At 40.8% G+C, this 20510-nt stretch carries 17 protein-coding genes and 1 other annotated feature; all 17 genes read left to right on the top strand.

Going from position 1 to position 20510, the window contains the following annotated elements:
* Window positions 1–94: 94 nt before the first annotated feature.
* Complete coding sequence (gene citZ / locus V5M37_RS22950; RefSeq protein ID WP_423799290.1) at window positions 95–1213, top strand: citrate synthase; 1119 nt, start codon at window positions 95–97, stop codon at window positions 1211–1213.
* 135 nt (window positions 1214–1348) lie between these two features.
* The gene (icd, locus tag V5M37_RS22945) at window positions 1349–2617 is read left to right on the top strand and encodes an NADP-dependent isocitrate dehydrogenase (RefSeq protein WP_423799289.1); all 1269 of its coding nucleotides are present in this window, start codon (window positions 1349–1351) and stop codon (window positions 2615–2617) included.
* A gap of 93 nt (window positions 2618–2710) precedes the next feature.
* Complete coding sequence (gene mdh, locus V5M37_RS22940) at window positions 2711–3649, top strand: malate dehydrogenase (RefSeq protein ID WP_213144628.1); 939 nt, start codon at window positions 2711–2713, stop codon at window positions 3647–3649.
* 85 nt (window positions 3650–3734) lie between these two features.
* Window positions 3735–4211 (top strand): MaoC/PaaZ C-terminal domain-containing protein, encoded by a 477-nt coding sequence (locus V5M37_RS22935; RefSeq protein WP_423799288.1) that lies wholly within the window; start codon window positions 3735–3737, stop codon window positions 4209–4211.
* A 935-nt stretch (window positions 4212–5146) separates the two neighbouring features.
* A complete protein-coding gene (locus tag V5M37_RS22930; protein ID WP_423799287.1) occupies window positions 5147–5863 on the top strand; it encodes a winged helix-turn-helix domain-containing protein in 717 nt (238 codons plus the stop codon).
* Entirely contained in the window at window positions 5860–7284 is a 1425-nt protein-coding gene (gene pnpS, locus V5M37_RS22925) for a two-component system histidine kinase PnpS (protein ID WP_423799286.1), read from the top strand. Before V5M37_RS22930 ends, pnpS begins: the two co-directional genes overlap by 4 nt.
* Before the next feature lie 4 nt (window positions 7285–7288).
* Complete coding sequence (gene polA / locus V5M37_RS22920; protein WP_423799285.1) at window positions 7289–9925, top strand: DNA polymerase I; 2637 nt, start codon at window positions 7289–7291, stop codon at window positions 9923–9925.
* Between the two features lie 27 nt (window positions 9926–9952).
* Window positions 9953–10810, top strand: a complete 858-nt coding sequence (gene mutM, locus V5M37_RS22915; RefSeq protein WP_423799284.1) for a DNA-formamidopyrimidine glycosylase — start codon at window positions 9953–9955, stop codon at window positions 10808–10810.
* 76 nt (window positions 10811–10886) lie between these two features.
* A complete protein-coding gene (ytaF, locus tag V5M37_RS22910) occupies window positions 10887–11522 on the top strand; it encodes a sporulation membrane protein YtaF (RefSeq protein WP_423799283.1) in 636 nt (211 codons plus the stop codon).
* A gap of 26 nt (window positions 11523–11548) precedes the next feature.
* The gene (coaE, locus tag V5M37_RS22905; RefSeq protein ID WP_378584272.1) at window positions 11549–12160 is read left to right on the top strand and encodes a dephospho-CoA kinase; all 612 of its coding nucleotides are present in this window, start codon (window positions 11549–11551) and stop codon (window positions 12158–12160) included.
* Window positions 12161–12326: 166 nt separating this feature from the next.
* Window positions 12327–13358, top strand: coding sequence for a glyceraldehyde-3-phosphate dehydrogenase (locus V5M37_RS22900; protein ID WP_423799282.1), 1032 nt, complete (start codon window positions 12327–12329; stop codon window positions 13356–13358).
* A gap of 101 nt (window positions 13359–13459) precedes the next feature.
* Window positions 13460–13858 (top strand): hypothetical protein, encoded by a 399-nt coding sequence (locus V5M37_RS22895; RefSeq protein WP_423799281.1) that lies wholly within the window; start codon window positions 13460–13462, stop codon window positions 13856–13858.
* Window positions 13859–13960: 102 nt separating this feature from the next.
* Window positions 13961–14422 carry a transcriptional regulator NrdR gene (gene nrdR, locus V5M37_RS22890; protein ID WP_213144638.1) on the top strand — a complete coding sequence of 154 codons (462 nt, stop codon included), beginning with the start codon at window positions 13961–13963 and terminating at the stop codon, window positions 14420–14422.
* Between the two features lie 48 nt (window positions 14423–14470).
* A complete protein-coding gene (locus V5M37_RS22885; protein WP_378584422.1) occupies window positions 14471–15859 on the top strand; it encodes a replication initiation and membrane attachment family protein in 1389 nt (462 codons plus the stop codon).
* Between the two features lie 16 nt (window positions 15860–15875).
* Window positions 15876–16805, top strand: a complete 930-nt coding sequence (gene dnaI, locus V5M37_RS22880) for a primosomal protein DnaI (protein WP_423799280.1) — start codon at window positions 15876–15878, stop codon at window positions 16803–16805.
* 117 nt (window positions 16806–16922) lie between these two features.
* Window positions 16923–17801: a sporulation protein YtxC gene (ytxC, locus tag V5M37_RS22875; protein WP_423799279.1), complete on the top strand. Its 879-nt coding sequence runs from the start codon at window positions 16923–16925 to the stop codon at window positions 17799–17801.
* Between the two features lie 87 nt (window positions 17802–17888).
* Window positions 17889–18148 (top strand) — a binding site (T-box leader).
* Window positions 18149–18195: 47 nt separating this feature from the next.
* The gene (gene thrS, locus V5M37_RS22870) at window positions 18196–20127 is read left to right on the top strand and encodes a threonine--tRNA ligase (protein WP_423799278.1); all 1932 of its coding nucleotides are present in this window, start codon (window positions 18196–18198) and stop codon (window positions 20125–20127) included.
* Window positions 20128–20510 lie beyond the last annotated feature (383 nt).

The raw sequence follows: 20510 nt of genomic DNA, 5'->3' as shown, positions 1-20510 counted from the left end.
TTCTTTTTATCCTAGACTGGGGATTTTCCGGTTTAAAAGAATTAATGAAGCAGTGGGTAATGGGGAATTTTACAATGTAAAGGAGAGATTTTTGATGACAGTAACACGTGGTCTCGAAGGGATTGTGGCAACTACTTCTTCCATTAGTTCAATTATTGATGATACGCTGACATACGTTGGCTATAACATCGATGATTTAGCTGAAAATGCAAGCTTTGAAGAGGTTATTTATCTATTATGGCATCGCAAGCTGCCTAATTCAGAACAATTGGCTGAATTAAAGCAACAGCTTGCTGAAAGTGCTGCACTTCCACAGGAAGTAATTGAGCACTTTAAATTGTTCCCGGTTCAGACAGTACACCCAATGGCAGCACTTCGTTCAGCTGTTTCTTTATTAGGACTTTACGATACGGAAGCAGATGTAATGGAGAAGGAAGCTAATTATCGTAAAGCGATTCGTCTTCAAGCTAAAATGCCTTCTATCGTGGCAGCTTTTGCACGTATCAGAAAAGGACTTGAGCCAGTTGCACCTAGACAGGATTTGAGCTTTGCGGCGAATTTCTTATATATGCTCTCCGGTAAAGAACCGGAACAAATTGCAGTAGAGGCAATTGATAAAGCCCTAGTTCTGCATGCCGACCACGAATTAAACGCTTCTACATTCACAGCTCGTGTCTGTGTTGCTACATTATCCGATGTTTATTCTGGTATCACAGCAGCAATCGGAGCGTTAAAAGGACCTCTTCACGGAGGAGCAAATGAAGCGGTAATGAAAATGCTTACCGATATTGGTACCCTTGAAAACGTCGAGCCTTATATCCGCGGCAAGCTTGAGAATAAAGAAAAAATTATGGGCTTTGGCCACAGGGTTTACCGCCAAGGAGATCCTCGGGCCAAGCATTTAAAAGCAATGTCCAAAAAATTAACAGAACTAACTGGCGAACCACAATGGTACGATATGTCAGTGAAAATTGAGAGCATCGTAACCGGTGAAAAGAACCTGCCGCCAAACGTTGATTTCTATTCCGCATCTGTATATCACAGTTTAGGTGTTGACCATGACCTAATGACGCCAATTTTCGCTGTCAGCCGTGTATCCGGATGGCTTGCTCATATTTTAGAGCAATACGACAACAACCGTCTAATCCGCCCACGTGCTGAATACACAGGTCCTGGAATGCAGAAATATATTCCAATCGAACAAAGAGGATAACATTTTACTTTTTTTCGAAAAATTGGTTAAATAAGATTTGGTAGAGGTTAGGGGTGAATACCTGCTAACCTTTACTTAAGTCTTTACCATATCATCAGGTTTTCACGTTTTTACATACTAGGAGGGAGAACTACCATGCAAGGTGAAAAAATCACGGTAACAAATGGAGTCTTAAACGTACCAAACAATCCAATTATCCCATTCATTGAGGGAGACGGCATCGGTCCAGATATTTGGGCTGCATCTGAGAGAGTTTTAAATGCAGCTGTTGAAAAAGCCTATAAAGGCGAGCGTAAATTAGTTTGGAAGGAAGTTCTTGCTGGAGAAAAAGCATTCAATCAAACTGGCGAATGGCTTCCAAAAGAAACTTTAGATGTAATTAATGAGTACCTAATTGCCATCAAAGGTCCACTTACTACTCCTGTTGGCGGAGGAATTCGTTCGTTAAACGTAGCTTTACGCCAAGAGCTAGATTTGTTTGTGTGCTTACGTCCTGTAAGATGGTTTGAAGGTGTTCCTTCACCAGTTAAGCGTCCGCAAGATACAGATATGGTTATCTTCCGTGAAAACACTGAAGATATTTATGCAGGTATTGAGTATGAAAAAGGAACTGAAGCAGCTAAAAAGGTAATTGACTTCCTTCAAAACGAAATGGGCGTAAATAAAATCAGATTCCCTGAAACTTCAGGTATCGGTATTAAGCCTGTTTCTCAAGAAGGTACAACACGTCTTGTCCGTGCTGCTATTAATTACGCAATTAAAGAAGGCCGTAAATCCGTTACACTCGTGCATAAAGGCAATATCATGAAATTTACAGAAGGCGCGTTTAAAAACTGGGGTTATGAGCTTGCAGAAAAGGAATTTGGCGATAAAGTCTTTACTTGGGCTCAATATGATCGCATTAAAGCTGAGCAAGGTGCAGATGCTGCTAACAAGGCGCAGGCTGATGCTGAAGCTGCTGGCAAGATTATCGTGAAAGATGCGATTGCTGATATCTTCTTACAACAAATCCTAACTCGTCCACGTGAGTTCGATGTTGTGGCTACAATGAACTTAAACGGCGACTTCATTTCAGATGCACTTGCAGCACAAGTTGGCGGTATCGGGATTGCTCCAGGAGCTAACATCAACTATGAAACTGGACACGCAATCTTCGAAGCAACACACGGTACTGCACCGAAGTACGCAGGTCTTGATAAGGTAAATCCTTCATCTGTCATTTTATCAGGTGTACTACTGCTTGAGCACTTGGGCTGGACTGAAGCAGCTACAATGGTCATTAAATCAGTGGAAAAAACGATTGCTTCAAAAGTTGTTACTTATGACTTCGCTCGTTTAATGGAAGGCGCAACTGAAGTTAAAACTTCTGAATTTGGTGACGAACTAATTAAGAACATGGAATAAGAAAAGCTAATGTGATAACAACAAAGTGTATTTAGGGCTGTTTTTATAACAGCCCTTTATTTAAAAAGTTCATTCAAAAAGGGGAGAAAAAGTATGTCATTAAAACGTAAAAAGGTTTCTGTAATTGGCGGAGGTTTTACTGGAGCAACTACTGCATTTTTGCTTGCCCAAAAAGAGCTTGGTGATGTTGTATTAGTTGATATTCCGCAAATGGAAAATCCCACTAAAGGGAAAGCGTTAGATATGCTTGAAGCAAGCCCTGTTCAAGGATTTGATGCCAATATTACTGGAACATCAAATTATGAAGATACGAAAGACTCAGACATCGTTGTTATCACTGCAGGTATCGCACGCAAACCGGGCATGAGCCGTGATGATTTAGTGCAAACAAACCAAAAAGTAATGAAAGCTGTTACCTCTGAAATCGCAAAATATTCTCCAAACTGTACAATCCTTGTATTAACGAACCCGGTGGATGCGATGACCTACACTGTGTTTAAGGAATCTGGCTTCCCTAAAAACCGTGTAATCGGTCAATCCGGTGTACTTGATACTGCTCGGTTCCGCACATTTGTTGCACAAGAATTAAACATTTCAGTTAAAGATATTACGGGCTTCGTACTAGGAGGCCATGGGGATGACATGGTACCACTCGTACGTTATTCTTATGCCGGTGGTATTCCTTTAGAAACGCTGATTCCAAAAGATCGGTTAGAAGCAATTGTTGAACGCACAAGAAAAGGCGGCGGTGAAATCGTTAACCTTCTTGGTAACGGAAGTGCTTACTATGCTCCTGCAGCCTCATTGGTTGAAATGTGTGAAGCGATTTTAAAAGACCAACGCCGTGTATTACCTTCTATCGCTTACCTTGAAGGTGAATTTGGTTATGAAGGCATTTATTTGGGTGTGCCGACTATCCTAGGTGCGAATGGTATTGAAAAAGTAATCGAGCTTGACCTGACTGCAGAAGAAAAAGCTGCGTTAGATAAATCGGTTGAATCTGTACGTAATGTCATGAATGTTTTAGTTTAATAATGGTGCTTTATATTCGGGAAGGGCATAAACCCTTCCCGAATTTTCCTGAGGTAATGAAATCGTTTTCAAATGGAGGTTCGTGATGCTTTTAGGAAAAAAACGTAAGCTAGGAAGAAGAATTGAGGAAATAACCGTTGGGGAAAAACTTTCCTTCTCAGAGAAGGTGGAGGATAAAGACCTTCTTTTATATTTGGGAATAACCGACGATGCTAATCCGCTCTACATACAGCACGACTATGCTTCACAGACCCCTTTTGAAAAGCCGATTGTCCCAAGCGTGATGCTGACAGGGATGATGACTTCAGCAATCTCAAAATATCTCCCTGGCCCGGGAAGTCATGTAATGAGCCAAACGATCGAATTTACAAAGCCTGTTTACCATTATTCAACAGTTGAATTTCTATTTGAAGTAATCGAGGTAAATCGTGAAGGGCATTTTGTTGCTATTCATGTTTCGGCATTCAATGAAAAAAATGAAACGGTTATCAACGGTGTGCTTAAAGTCTGTCCGCCATATCGCCTGGAAGAAATCCATGCCAGAGCATTAGATAATTTTTAATAGAACCTGTTTTTTATTAATAGATTGTCTCTGCATTTGGGCCTGTTGATTTCCGCTCCGGGCACACGCTTTCCGCGGGGAGGTCCTGGAGCCTCCTCGGCGCTGAATGCGCCTGCGGGGTCTCCAGTGACCTCTATATCCCGCAGGAGTCGGTGCCCTCCACTCCAATCAACAGGGAGTCATTCAACTAAAGATTGCAAGACACTTTTTCTAAGATTATTAAGTGTGTTGCAATCTTTTTTTATTTTTTGGTCTGTTATAACTGAAAGTTGATTTCACTGTGTTTGTAAAATAAACGGTAAAATTCCGTTTAAATTGGGAAATACCCATATTTCCTTAAAAATAAAGGAAGCTTTTCCGTTAATATGCTCCAAATCTTTGGATTTTGTCTTATTTAGAGCAGTTAATCGGAATAACTCCGTTTATTTCTGCTTCTTAAGCTTCCTCTATATACATTAGCGGGAAATTCTCCGCCTATGAATTCTCTTAGCTACAAGAAATCAACAATGAATAATAACAGAGCCTATTTTTTATTGTGTGATTAAGGTCCTTATTAAATACACCTGTTGATTGGAGCGGAAGGCGCGAAGACTCCTGCGGGAGTACGGGGCAGGGGAGACCCCGCAGGAGCTTTAGCGACGAGGAGGCTCCCCGGCACGCCCGCGGAAAGCGAAGCGCCTGGAGCGCAAATCAACAGACCTGTTGAAAAGCCTTTAAACTAATAAAATCATAACAAATTAACGCGTTGAAAATTGTTATAGATTGAGGTGAAATAAAAGGCTATCGAAAGTTCTTCGACAGCTTGAGGAATGTGCAAATACACATTCCTTTTCATATTTTCAGTGCGAGTTATCCGATAAAGGTTTTCTTTTCGGATTTATAATATAATAATGTTAAATGAAGGAAAGAGAGAACCGAAATCGGAGGGCCTTACGATGAAAACAAAGGTATTGGTAGTTGATGACGAACACTCTATTGTGACACTTCTAAAATACAATTTGGAACAGGCGGGATATGAAGTAATTACCGCAATGGATGGCGAAGAAGGGCGGCAGCTAGCTGTACAGGAATCACCAGACATCATCCTGCTGGATTTAATGCTTCCCAAAATGGATGGTATGGAAGTCTGCAAGCAGCTTCGGCAAGAGCGTATAATGACACCTATATTGATGCTAACGGCAAAAGATGAAGAGCTTGATAAAATCTTGGGCTTGGAGCTTGGCGCGGATGACTATATGGTGAAGCCTTTCAGTCCAAGGGAAGTGATTGCACGTGTTAAGGCGATTCTCAGAAGAACTTATTTGCAGACGGATGTGGGAGACCCAAGCCCAAAAGAAGATTCATTGATTACAATCGGGAAAATAACCATTTTTCCGGGAAAATATGAAGCATTTATTGAGGGGAATTTGCTTGAGCTAACTCTTAAAGAATTCGAATTGCTGCACTACCTTGCCCAAAACAAAGGAAATGTCTTAACCCGGGATCAATTATTAAGTGCTGTTTGGAATTATGACTTTGCTGGCGATACTAGGATAGTCGATGTACATATTTCTCATTTAAGAGAAAAAATTGAAAAGGATACCAGAAAACCGGCTTATATAAAAACTATTCGCGGACTTGGTTACAAATTGGAGGAGCCAAAAGAAGAATGACAAAGTTTCGAACTAAACTTTTGTTTTCTTTAATTATATTAATTTTTTCAGAATTAATCGGATTGGGAATTCTGTTCGGTCAGTTGTTCCATAGCTATTTTGTACATTCATTTAATGAAAGGCAAATATGGTGGATCCTATCCGTCAGTCTTTTAATTGACCTTATCATCATTGTTTATCTCGGAATCCGAATTTCCACCAGATATATAAAGCCGATAAAGTCTGTGACAAATGTAGCGGTCGAACTCTTAAAGGGAAATTACCGTGCCCGGACAACTGTTGACAGAAATGATGAAGCAGGGATGCTGGCTGTCACCATTAATAGGCTGGCAGAAAATCTTCAGGAACTCAAAAAAATGCAGGAAATGCAGCAGGACCGTTTAAAGGCATTGATTGAGAACATGGGAGCAGGTTTAATTCTTATTGACAGCCGAGGGTATATTAATTTAATTAATAAAGGCTATATCGAACTATTCCAAGTAGAACCATCTGATTATTTAGATAAGCTTTATTATGAAGTTCTTCAGGAAAAAGAACTATGCCAGATCATAGCAGAGGTTTTTCGGACAGAACAAAAAGCAAGAAAGCAGCTGCTTATCCCATTACAAATTGAAAGAAGATATTTTGATGTATACGGTGTTCCAATCATTGGGAAAAACAATGTCTGGAAAGGAATTTTACTCGTTTTTCATGACATTACGGAAATGAAAAAGCTCGAACAAATGCGAAAAGACTTTGTCGCCAACGTTTCGCACGAACTAAAAACACCAGTCACATCAATTAAAGGGTTTTCAGAAACTCTTCTGGATGGAGCAATGAATGACAAAGAGACATTGGAATCATTTCTTTCTATTATTTTAAAAGAAAGCGATCGGCTACAATCCCTAATCCATGACCTGCTAGAACTTTCAAAGATTGAGCAGCATAACTTCCTGTTAAACATTAATGAATTGGATTTATTTGAGCTGCTAGAGGACGTCATTACTCTATTATCCGGTAAAGCACAAGCGAAAAACATTCAGCTTGAGCTTGTCAGCGAGCAAAAAAGTGCCTGCCTTAAAGGTGATATTGACCGATTAAAGCAAGTTTTTATTAATCTTATAGGGAACGCCATTACCTACACACCTTCAGAAGGAGTAGTAAAGGTATTACTCGTTGAAAAGGACGAAGTTGTCCGTGTTCATGTTAAGGACTCTGGTGTAGGGATAAAGAAGGATGAAATTCCCCGGATTTTTGAACGTTTTTACCGGGTCGACCGGGCCAGAGATCGAAATTCAGGAGGGACAGGCCTTGGTTTGGCCATCGTGAAACATTTGATTGAGGCACACCATGGAAATATTAAAGTGAAAAGTGATTTAGGAAGCGGCAGCGAGTTTATAATCGAACTGCCGAAGAACGTGAACTATTTTTTAGGAAGGTGATTGAATGGAACACAAAAAGCTTGTGCTGATTGATGGCAATAGTATTGCATACCGGGCTTTTTTTGCATTGCCGCTTTTGAACAATGATAAAGGTATTCACACTAATGCGGTCTACGGCTTTACCATGATGCTGATGAAGATTTTGGAGGAAGAGAAGCCAACCCATATTTTGGTTGCTTTTGATGCCGGCAAAACAACCTTCCGCCACAAAACCTTTGAAGAATACAAAGGCGGCAGACAGAAGACACCGCCGGAATTATCAGAGCAATTTCCGTTTATTAGGGAGCTATTAGATGCTTACGGAATATCAAGATATGAATTGGAGAATTACGAAGCGGACGATATTATTGGGACGCTTTCGTTAACAGCTGAAAAAGACGGATTTGAAGTAAAGGTTATTTCCGGCGACAAGGATTTAACACAGCTTGCTTCACCGCATACTACCGTGGGGATTACCCGTAAAGGGATTACAGATATAGAGGTGTACACGCCGGAGCATGTTCAGGAAAAGTATGGCTTAATCCCTGACCAAATTATTGATATGAAAGGTCTGATGGGGGACTCATCCGATAATATACCTGGCGTACCAGGAGTAGGCGAAAAAACTGCCATCAAGCTGCTGAAGGAATTTTCCACTCTTGAACAATTATTAGAATCAATTGACAAGGTTAGCGGGAACAAGCTGAAGGAAAAGCTTACAGAGTTTAAAGAGCAGGCGGCAATGAGTAAGCAGCTTGCAACGATTGAAAGACATGCGCCCGTGGAGGTAGACTTAGAGGATATCTCATATGATGGGTTTACGAGAGAAAAATTAATAGGCTTGTTTAAGGAATTAGGATTTTCATCTTTATTGGATAAATTTGGTGAAGATTCGGCAGTAGATGTGATACAAGAGCTTGAAGAGGTTGAATACATAATTCCATCCGAAATTAGCGGCGATTTATTTGCAAATACCAATTATTTTTATGTGGAAATGCTAGAAGATAACTATCATCAAGCGGAAATCATCGGATTTTCGATCGTTAACGACAATGGACATTTCTTTCTCCCAACGGAACAAGCGCTAAATTCGGAATCGTTTAAGAACTGGGCTGAGGATGAAGGGAAGAAGAAAACGGTATATGACGCAAAACGCACTGAAGTTTCCTTAAGAAGACAGGGAATTCATTTAAAAGGGGCGGATTTTGATATTTTAATGGCTTCTTATATTTTGAATCCATCAGAAACGGGTGAGGATTTAGCGGCAATTGCGGGTAAGTATGGCATTCGTAATATTCAATCTGATGAATCGTTTTATGGAAAAGGGGCTAAACAAAGGATTCCTGAAACAGACCGGCTTGCCGAGCACCTTGTCCGCAAGGGGATGGCTATGGCCGAATTAAAAGACAAATTAGAAGATGACCTAAAGAAAAATGAACAATATAGTTTATTTACGGAACTCGAAATGCCGTTATCACTCATCTTAGCTGATATGGAATCATGCGGCATTAAGGTGGAGCGGGAGCGCCTGGAGTCAATGGGTCGTGAGCTTAACGAACGGCTTATTGAAATCGAGGAGAAAATCTGTGAATTAGCCGGTGAAAAATTTAATATTAATTCTCCGAAACAATTAGGCGTCATTTTATTTGAAAAATTGCAGCTCCCTTCTTTTAAGAAAACGAAAACCGGGTATTCGACCTCGGCCGATGTTTTAGAAAAGCTGGCTGGTGAACATGAGATTATTGAACATATTCTTCTTTACCGTCAATTAGGAAAGCTGCAATCCACTTATATTGAAGGATTGCTAAAGGTAATCGAACCAGAGACAGATAAGGTTCATACAAGATTCCAGCAAACCTTAACGGCTACAGGGAGGTTAAGCTCCATTGATCCCAACCTGCAAAATATCCCGATTCGTCTCGAGGAAGGAAGAAGAATCCGTCAGGCCTTCGTTCCGTCCGAAAAAGACTGGTTGATTTTTGCAGCGGACTATTCACAAATTGAGCTGCGGGTTCTTGCACATATTTCCGGTGATGAAAAGCTAATCCAAGCATTTAAAGAGGATATGGATATTCATACACGCACAGCCATGGAGGTATTCCATGTTGATACAGACCAAGTTACCTCCAATATGAGACGGCAGGCAAAGGCTGTAAACTTCGGGATCGTTTATGGAATCAGCGATTATGGACTCTCCCAGTCGCTCGGCATTACGAGGAAGGAAGCAGGGCAGTTCATTGAGCGTTATTTGAACAGTTATCCGCGTGTAAAGGAATATATGGAGACAATCGTCCATTCAGCAAAGCAGAAAGGATATGTCTCTACATTGCTCCATAGGAGAAGATACCTTCCGGAAATAACGGCCCGAAATTTTAACTTGAGAAGCTTTGCCGAAAGAACGGCAATGAATACGCCCATTCAGGGAAGTGCCGCTGATGTCATAAAAAAAGCGATGATTGATATGGATGAGGCATTAAAAGATAAAGGGTTGAAATCACGATTACTCTTGCAGGTACATGACGAATTGATTTTTGAAGCTCCTGAGGAGGAATTGGAAATACTTAAACAATTAGTGCCGTTAGTGATGGAAAATGCGATTGAGCTATCCGTCCCGTTAAAAGTAGATTATGCTTACGGACCAACATGGTTTGATGCAAAGTAAATACACCAGCAAAGGGGGCTGCATTATATGCCAGAGCTTCCAGAAGTAGAAACAGTCAGGAGAACACTGGAAAAGCTTGTTCTTCATAAAACCATCGAAGATGTAACCGTGTATTGGCCGAAAATCATTAAAAATCCTGCTGAAGCGGAACAATTCATCGATGCTTTAAAAGGTGAGACTTTTGCTGCAATCGGAAGAAGAGGGAAATTTCTAATTCTTTATACAGAGAATTTAGCCTTAGTTTCCCATTTGCGTATGGAGGGCAGATACGGATTATACCCGAAGGAAGAGCCATTCGATAAGCACACCCATGTGATTTTTCACTTTACAGATGGGACTGAACTGCGCTACCGGGATGTCCGGAAATTTGGAACCATGCATCTATACAAAAAGGGTGAGGAATTTACTAAGCCTCCCCTTATCCAGCTTGGTCCTGAACCTTTTTCAGAAGACTTTACCAAAGAGTACTTAGGGGAAATGCTTAAAAAAACGAATCGAAAAATTAAAACGGCTTTATTGGACCAAAACCTATTTGTTGGTCTTGGAAATATATATGTTGATGAAGCGTTATTTCGGTCAGGTATCCACCCCGAAAGGCTGGCGGGATCACTGAAGAAAAAAGAAATTGAGTTGCTGCATAAAGAAATTGTTGAAACTTTAAGTGAAGCAGTCGAAAAAGGCGGCAGCACGATTCGCTCCTATGTGAATTCTCAAGGGGAAATTGGCATGTTTCAACTAGAGTTATATGCCTATGGCCGCAAAGGGGAACCTTGTAAGAAATGCGGAACGCCCCTTGAAAAAACGACCGTAGGGGGAAGGGGCACCCATTATTGCCCGAAATGTCAAAGGCTTAAAATTAAAAGAGCAAAGAATGAATCTGTCTAGATTCCAGTTTTAACACTGGATAGGCTCCTGCCATATACTATCGTAGTATTTTGCAGGAAGGAGTCCTAGACACATCATGGTTCAGTTGTTCTCACTTCTCATACTCGCTCTTGCTCTCAGTCTTGACAGCTTTAGCGTAGGGTTTACGTATGGATTAAGAAAAATGGTTATGCCGTTTAAGTCCATTCTCATCATTGCATGCTGCTCAGCCATCTCATTGATGATTGCGGTATCAATTGGACATGGACTTGAAAAAGTATTATCACCGAGTATTACAGCAAGACTTGGAGGATTTATTTTAATCGGGCTTGGAGCATGGGTGTTATACCAGTTTTTCCGCCCTGAGAAAGAAAAAGAACCGATTGAACATGAAAAAACAATTGTAAACTTTGAAATTCGGTCATTGGGGCTGGCAATCAATATTTTAAGAAAACCGATGTCGGCGGATTTTGACAAATCCGGGACGATTACCGGGATAGAGGCATTAATGTTAGGCTTCGCTCTTTCACTGGATGCCTTTGGTGCAGGAATTGGAGCAGCGATGCTTGGATTCCCACCCATTTATTTAGCCTTGACCGTTGCGGTTATGAGTTCATTATTTGTGTTATTGGGAATTAAATTCGGGTCCTTTTTTTACCGTTTTGACTGGGTTCAAAAGTTTACGTTTATACCGGGAATCTTATTAATCATCATAGGAATATGGAAGATATAACATTAGGAAAGGGAAAGGGCAGGAGTATGTCACTTGTTATCGGTTTAACAGGCGGAATCGCCAGTGGAAAAAGCACAGTATCTAATATGTTAAAAGAAATGAATATAACAGTTGTTGATGCAGATGTCGAAGCGCGTCTGGCGGTAGACAAAGGAGAACCTGCCTACCTGAAAATCATTGCCGAATTTGGTCAGGACATCTTATTAGAAAATGGGGAAATAGACAGACAAAAACTCGGCGCGATTATTTTTTACCAAGAAGAAAAAAGGCAGCTTTTAAATCAAATTGTTCATCCCGAAGTTAGAAAAAGAATGATGGAGAAGATTCAAAAGGCTTCGGAGAATCAAGAAGAAGTAATTATTCTTGATATTCCTTTGTTATTTGAAAGCAAGCTGACCTTCATGGTTGAAAAAACGATCCTTGTTTATGTAGACAGAGAAACGCAGTTGAAACGGCTGATGCAGAGAAACCAGCTATCAGAAGCAGATGCACAGGCCAGGGTCAACTCGCAAATGCCGCTTGCTGAAAAAGTAAAACTGGCCAATGCCGTCATTGATAATAATGGATCAATAGAAGAAACAAAAAAGCAGCTCATTGAAATATTAGCCGGATGGGGAATTCAAAAAACATATCAATAACTATGGAAGGGGGGCATTCACCCCTTCTTTTTTTGTGTGGAGTTATCTGAATTATAAAACTTTTAAAAAATACGCTTTTTATTCATCACAAATAAAACTAAATGTGTTATACTAATACCATCAGATGGAGATAAAAGTATAACATTAATGCGGAAGGGGCCGTAAAATGAGAGCAAGAATTGCCATTAACGGGTTTGGAAGAATTGGAAGGATGGTTTTTAGACAAGCAATCCTTGAGAAAAAGCTGGATGTTGTCGCAATCAACGCAAGCTATCCTGCTGAAACGTTAGCACATTTAATTAAATATGATACCAATCACGGAACATTCCAGGGAGAAGTTATCCCTTTAGATAATGAACTGCTTGTAAATGGAAAAAGAGTCAAGCTTTTAAGTAATCGTAATCCAGAAGAACTTCCATGGAGAGAATTGGGAATTGATATTGTCATTGAAGCAACTGGAAAGTTTAACGCTAGGGAAAAGGCTGCGCTGCATTTAGAAGCGGGAGCAAAGAAGGTAATCCTTACTGCACCGGGTAAGAATGAAGACGTTACGATTGTTATGGGTGTAAATGAAGAAATGCTCGATATTGAACACCATGAAGTTATTTCTAATGCATCTTGTACAACAAACTGCCTTGCACCAGTTGCAAAGGTTTTAGATGATAAATTTGGAATTGAATGCGGATTAATGACCACTGTTCATGCTTACACAAATGATCAAAAAAATATCGATAATCCACACAAGGATTTACGACGGGCTCGTGCGTGCGGACAATCTATCATTCCGACTACGACAGGAGCAGCGAAAGCACTATCTCTTGTTCTGCCGCAATTGAAGGGCAAACTACATGGAATGTCACTGCGCGTTCCAACGCCAAATGTTTCCCTTGTTGATTTAGTTGTAGACCTTAAGCAAGATGTAACGGTGGATGATGTTAACAAGGCGTTTAGAGAAGCTGCCGGAGGTCCGTTAAAAGGAATTTTAGACTTTACGATGGAACCATTAGTTTCAGTCGATTTTAATACGAATGAACATTCCGCCATTATCGATGGACTTTCCACGATGGTAATGGGGACAAGAAAAGTAAAAGTATTGGCTTGGTATGATAATGAGTGGGGCTATTCTACACGAGTAGTCGACTTAAGTTTACTTGTCGCCGAAGAAATGGCTAAAATGTCGCAGGTAAAGGTTAGCTAAATAAGATAAGATTAAAAAGAGGTTGCTTTACAGGCACCTCTTTTTATATTTTCGGGATATTGATATACACTAGAAACAAAGGTTTACAAGGAGGGACGCTAATGGCGATTTTATTGGGGCTCTTTACCCGTTTTAAAAGACAAATTGAAACAACAGATAAACAAACTGATGATTCTTTAAAAACTCATTATTATAAAGGGACATTCAATCAGGTTTTCGATTCGGTAGAACAAATTTTTAAAGAAGATGCTGATTGCCATGTTACAACGGTTTCTAAGGAGCACGGCGAGATTGCTGTTGATATTCAGAAGCCCTTCCCATGTTTTCTTATTGCAACAATTGTCTCTGTTAAACCGATGGAAACAGCTGTGGATTTTACTATTTCATCCGAAAAGTTCGCAATGCTTGGGACCTATCCGGAATTAAAAAAACGTATTGTCGCCTACTATAAGCGAATTAGCCAAGTACATACCAATATTGGAACAGGAAAAAACTATTAATACTTTTACTTGTGAAAAGGTGTTCTTTTTTATAAGATAATAGTAAGAATTGTTGCGGAAAATGTTCGGATTTACCTATTAGATTTGGAGTTGGTTTAGGAGATGAAATGCCCTTCATGTCAGAATTATGGCACACGCGTACTTGATTCCCGGCCTGTGGATGAGGGACGTGCAACACGAAGACGACGAGAATGCGAAGAATGCGGGTACCGTTTTACTACATTTGAGAAAATCGAAGAGATTCCTTTAATTGTCGTCAAAAAGGAAGGAACGAGGGAAGAATTCAGCCGCGATAAAATCCTGCGCGGGCTTATTAAGGCATGTGAAAAGCGCCCTGTTGCTTTAAAGGAATTAGAGGACATTACACATGGTGTAGAGAAAGCTCTTCGAAGTCAGGGTGTTTCTGAAATTAAAAGTGATGAGATTGGCGAAATGGTAATGGACAGGCTCTCAAAAGTAGATGAGGTTGCATATGTCCGCTTTGCATCAGTTTACCGCCAATTTAAAGATATCAATGTTTTTATCGAAGAATTAAAAGAATTAATGAACAAAGAGAAATTATAAAGAGCTGTTTCGGCTCTTTTTTAGCTAATAGGAAAGGTTTGAATGAAAATGGCGCAGCATTGGCAGGAAATACTTCCAATCGATCGTTATATTGTTACCGCTAATGGACTGCTGCATGAGTATGACCGAAAAGTGCTGACATTTTTATACCAGCCTTTAATTGGGTCAACTTGCTTTAGCTTGTATATGACACTCTGGGCTGAACTGGAAGAAAATCGATTATGGTCGGAATCCTCCACACACCATTTATTAATGAATCTACTAGGTCGGAATCTAAATGAAATCTATGAAGCACGCCTAAAACTCGAAGGAATCGGCTTGGTGAAGACTTATGTTAAAACGGAGGATGAGGTGCGTTCCTTTATTTATGAACTCCACCCTCCGTTAAGCCCGGACCAGTTTTTTTTGGATGGTATGCTTAACATTTATCTTTATCGTAAAATTGGAAAAAATCATTTTTCCCGTTTAAAACGCTTTTTCTCGGAACAGCAAATCCCAAAAGGTACAGGATATCAGGAAACCACTAAGGCGTTTCAGGAAGTGTTTATGTCAGCAACACCCGGTACTATCCAATATATGCAGGATAACTCTGAGGATCTTGCTGCCGATACAGACCAGCACTTTATAGGGCGTCACGATTCAAGTGGTGTGCAAATTGATATCGGTACGTTTGATTTTGATCTGCTTATCGCCGGTTTAAATGAATCGCTTGTCCCGAACAAAGCTTTAAACCATAAGGTAAAAGAGGTTATTAGTAAACTCGCATTTCTTTATAATATCGATGCTATTCAAATGAAAAATATTATTCTCAGTGCTGTTAATGAGGCAAATGAAATTGATTTGGAAGAGTTGCGAAAAGCTGCGCGTGATTGGTATCAATTTGTGAACTATGACCAGCTGCCGACACTCATCGAACGTACCCAGCCGGCTGCCCATCGGGTTCAAACGGAAGAGCCAAAAACAAAGGAAGAGAAGCTCATTCATTATTTGGAAACAACGTCCCCTTTGCAGTTTTTAAAAGACCTGTCGGGAGGGGCAGAACCATCAAAATCGGAAATTGAGCTGATTGAAGAGATCATGTTCAATCAAAAGCTTCTTCCAGGTGTTTTAAATGTGCTGATGCATTTTGTGATGCTAAAGACCGATATGAAGCTGACAAAGGGGTACACCGGGACAATTGCCAGCAACTGGGCAAGGCTGCAAATAAAGACGGTCAAAGAAGCGATGGAGCAAGCCAAGAAGGAATCCCAAAAAACGGCCAAAAATAAACAGGCTACCGGAAAAACATCAAAGCAAAAGCCAATCCGGACGGAGTTTCTTCCAGAATGGTTTGACGAAGATCCATCCAAAAAGGCTGAGCCGCACAAGGAAACGACCAAAGATTTAGAAGCAAAAAAACGTGAAATAGAAGAAATGCTTAAGGCATTTGATGACTAGATGCTGGAGGTGAATTATGGAAAAGATCAACAAAACTCTAAAACGGTTAGCCTCACATGAGAATTTTCAAAAACGATTTGCGCAAATGCGTGAGGACACATTGGCCAATCCTGATGTCAGGGATTTTTTAAGGAAGCATCAGCAGGACCTCACGGAGGAGATTATTGAGAAGAGCCTGATGAAGCTTTATGAATATACGCAGCAAAGCAGGTACTGTCACAAGTGTGAAAATCTTGAGGCATGTACCAACATGATGAAGGGGTATCATCCTGAATTAATTTTAACGAGGAGTTCCATCGATTTGCGGTACGACCGCTGTCCGCGAAAAATTATGGAAGATGAGAAGCGGAAAAATGAGAAACTCATTAAAAGTTTACATGTGCCAAAGGATATCCTGAATGCCTCGTTCGAGGAACTTGAACATGATGAGGAACGGATCGATGCCGTTCAGAAAGCGGCCGCTTTTTTACTGAAATATGAGCAGGGCAAGCCGGTGAAGGGACTTTATTTTTACGGGAAGTTTGGTGTTGGAAAGTCCTATTTATTAGGAGCCATTGCCAATAAACTTGCCAAAAAACAGATTTCTTCGATGGTTGTCTATGTTCCGGAGTTGCTGCGGGAGATGAAAAGCTCCATCGCCGATTCGACTTTAAACGAAAAAATCGATGCGTTAAAAAAAGAGCCGATTTTAATGCTTGATGATATTGGTGCTGAAGCGATGTCCAGCTGGACGCGCGATGAAGTGCTTGGACCAATCCTGCAATTTCGCATGCTTGAGAGCCTGCCGACCTTCTTTACTTCTAATTTTGATTTTCAAGGGCTCGAGCACCATTTAACCTACAGCCAACGCGGCGAAGAGGAAAAAATGAAGGCCCGCCGCATAATGGAGAGAATTCGTTCTTTGAGCGAACCCGTAATGGTGGGCGGTTCCAACCGCAGAAATTAATGTTACAAGGGATTCCGGTATTTCGCCGGAGTCCTTTTTTGCACTTTTAAAACTTCTATTTTGGCCAAGTCCCCCATATATATTAAAACAGAGATTCGGTTTTTAGGGGGGATTTGGTTGGCAGAAATCATCTTCCAAAATAAGATGGATGCAATCCGTTTTTATAATCATTTGCAAAAAGTATTAAATAATCTTCTTGATTATGAAAATATTCTTCTTTTTGAAGATCGACATATAGTGAAAATAATGGATGGCTCTTGTTCTGACCATTTATTTGCCAAGGTTAAAGACGCTTTTTATGAGTTTATTACATGTATCAAACGCGATGACTGGTTTATGGATATTTTGGAGCAGCAATTTTTTTACGAAGACCTGGAGGAACGGCAGCAAATTTTGGAGATTCTTTATTCCATTTTAGAAGGGCATCGCTTTGAACTTTCTTCTTTTTTACAGGAAAATAATGAGGAACCTAATATTAAGGAAGCCATTCATCATGTTTTCCAGGAAAATATTTCGTTCTCGTTTGATTCGTTTGCGAAATTTAGGTTGCGCTCGTATCTCCAGCTCCTTGAAAGCTATGTGGAGCTTTCAATTGATGAATATAAAATGGAGCAGGAATACCAAATGTTTGTGAATATGCTGAGAGATTTTTTGGCAAATCGGGAGCCGAAAATTGATGTGCTGCATCTATTATTTGATGATGAAATCACCTTTTACAATGAACATTTTGAAGAAATGAAACGAAGCGAATTGATACGTCTGATTGACCGAAAGCTGTTGGTGAATCATCCGGTTTACGTCGATTCGGCCTCGATTGCCCCGCTATTATCTCTGGCGCCAACATCTATTTTTCTTTATACAAATGATCCGGAGGCCCCGCTTGTCAGAACAATTAAGAATATTTTTGAGGAAAGAGTGAAGGTCAGGCAATTCGAGGCGCTCCGGGAAGTGAAAAATTGGGTAGGAAAAGCAACTTCCTCCGAAAACCATGGATAAAAAATACAAATTGTTAAAATAATTTGTTTTATGAAGTTGATTTTTTAAAACTAAATCATTATAATAACGTACATAGCTTATATCATAGTAAATGTAATGATAAGGACAACAGTATTTTTTTACGGTTTTTAGAGAGGGAGGACGCGGCTGAAAGCCTCCTAACACGAAAGAAATACTTACCACCTTTAAACTTCACCAGTGAACACTTCATTTTTTCATGAAGCTAGTAATTGTTGACGGCAATCAGCCGTTACCCTGACCTAAAGTCATTTTCAGTATGCCTGTTGGCAGCTTCTGAAAATGAAAAATTGGGTGGAACCACGTGTTAATCAAAACTCGTCCCTATTCCTAGGGACGGGTTTTTTATTTTTTATTTTATAAGGAGGAATTGATGATGTCAGATGTTGTAAAAATTGCATTTCCTGATGGGGCAGTAAAGGAGTTCCCAAAAGGAACGACAACAGAAGATATTGCGGCATCCATCAGCCCTGGTCTGAAGAAAAAGGCTATTGCCGGCAAACTAAACGGTCAAATGTATGATCTTCGCCGTCCAATTCAAGAAGACGGTTCAATAGAAATCGTGACACCAGAATCTAAGGATGCCCTTGAGGTATTGCGCCACAGTACTGCCCACTTAATGGCACAGGCTGTTAAGCGTTTGTACCCGGGAGCGAAGCTTGGTGTCGGCCCTGTTATTGAAGGCGGATTTTATTACGATATGGATTTAGAGGAATCTTTGACACCTGAAGACCTTCCTAAAATCGAAAAGGAAATGGCGAAAATCGTTAGCGAGAACATTGAAGTTGTCCGCAAAGAAGTCAGCCGTTCCGAAGCGGTTCAGCTTTTTAAAGAAATCGACGATGAGTATAAGCTTGAGTTGATTGAAGCTATTCCTGATGATGAACAAGTAACGATCTATGAGCAGGGGGATTTCTTCGACCTATGCCGCGGTATCCATGTTCCATCAACTGGAAAAATTAAAGAATTTAAGCTGTTAAGCATTGCGGGTGCCTACTGGCGCGGCGACAGCAATAACAAAATGCTTCAGCGCGTATACGGCACTGCCTTTTTCAAAAAGGAAGAGTTGGCTGAACATCTTCGTTTGCTTGAAGAAGCAAAAGAGCGTGACCACCGCAAGCTTGGTAAGGAGCTTAACTTATTTACTAATTCTCAAAAGGTAGGGCAAGGGTTGCCGCTTTGGCTGCCAAAGGGTGCAACCATCCGTCGTATCGTTGAACGCTATATCGTGGACAAAGAGGTCAGCCTAGGCTATGACCATGTTTATACACCGATTATGGCAAACGTGGAGTTATATAAAACTTCCGGCCACTGGGATCATTACCATGAAGATATGTTCCCGGTAATGGAAATGGACAATGAGCAATTAGTGCTCCGCCCGATGAACTGCCCACACCATATGATGGTGTACAAAAATGCGATGCACAGCTACCGTGAGCTTCCAATTCGGATTGCTGAGTTAGGAACAATGCACCGTTATGAAATGTCAGGTGCTTTATCCGGATTGCAGCGTGTCCGCGGGATGACTTTGAACGATGCGCATATCTTTGTTCGTCCGGATCAAATTAAGGAAGAATTCCAGCGAGTTGTTCGGCTGATTCTAGAGGTTTATAAAGATTTCGATATTAAGGAATATTCATTCCGATTATCGTATCGTGATCCTCAAGATAAGGAAAAGTACTTCGATGACGATGCAATGTGGGAAAGAGCACAAAGCATGTTAAAAGAAGCGATGGATGACCTTGGCCTTGATTATTTCGAAGCTGAAGGAGAAGCGGCATTCTACGGTCCTAAATTGGATGTTCAAGTCAGAACTGCTTTAGGCAAGGACGAAACTTTGTCGACTGTGCAATTGGATTTCTTGCTGCCTGAACGTTTTGATTTAACGTATGTTGGTGAAGATGGCAAGCAGCACCGTCCGGTTGTTATCCACCGTGGCGTGGTGTCCACTATGGAACGGTTTGTGGCTTACTTAATTGAAGAATACAAGGGCGCATTCCCAACTTGGCTGGCGCCTGTACAGGTTCAAGTGATTCCTGTTTCGCCAGAAGCGCATTTTGATTATGCCCGAAAGGTACAGGAACAATTGAAGGCTGCAGGCTTCCGCGTTGAATTGGACGGCCGTGATGAAAAAATCGGCTATAAGATCCGCGAAGCGCAAATGCAGAAAATCCCTTATATGCTGGTTGTCGGCGATAAGGAAGTCGAGGAAAACGCTGTTAACGTACGTAAATATGGCGAGCAGAAGTCTGATACTAAGGCGTTTGAGGAGTTTCTTGCTGGGTTGAAGGCGGAAGTGCAGAAATAATTTTAGAAGGGGAGAGCAATCTCCCTTTTTTGTTTTTTAAGGACAAAACTGCTTGAAATAGAGGCGGAAGTGTCCGAATCAGCGTAACCTTCGGACAAAATCGATTGAAAAAGAGATGAAAGTGTCCGAACCCGGGCAACCTTCGGACAAAACCGATTGAAAAAGAGATGGAAGTGTCCGAACCCGTGCAACCTTCGGACAAAACCGATTGAAAAAGAGATGAAAGTGTCCGAACCCGTGCAACCTTCGGACAAAACCGATTGAAAAAGAGATGGAATTGTCCGAACCCGAGCAACCTTCGGACAAAACCGGTTGAAAAAGCGATGAAAGTGTCCGAACCCGTGCAACCATCGGACAAAACCGGTTGAAAAAGCGATGGAAGT

The organism is Neobacillus sp. SAB-20_R2A, assembly GCF_049568635.1.
GTDB lineage: Bacteria > Bacillota > Bacilli > Bacillales > Cytobacillaceae > Neobacillus > Neobacillus citreus.
The sequence above is the reverse complement of the archived record's forward strand: the minus strand, read 5'-3'. Positions and strand labels throughout refer to the sequence as shown.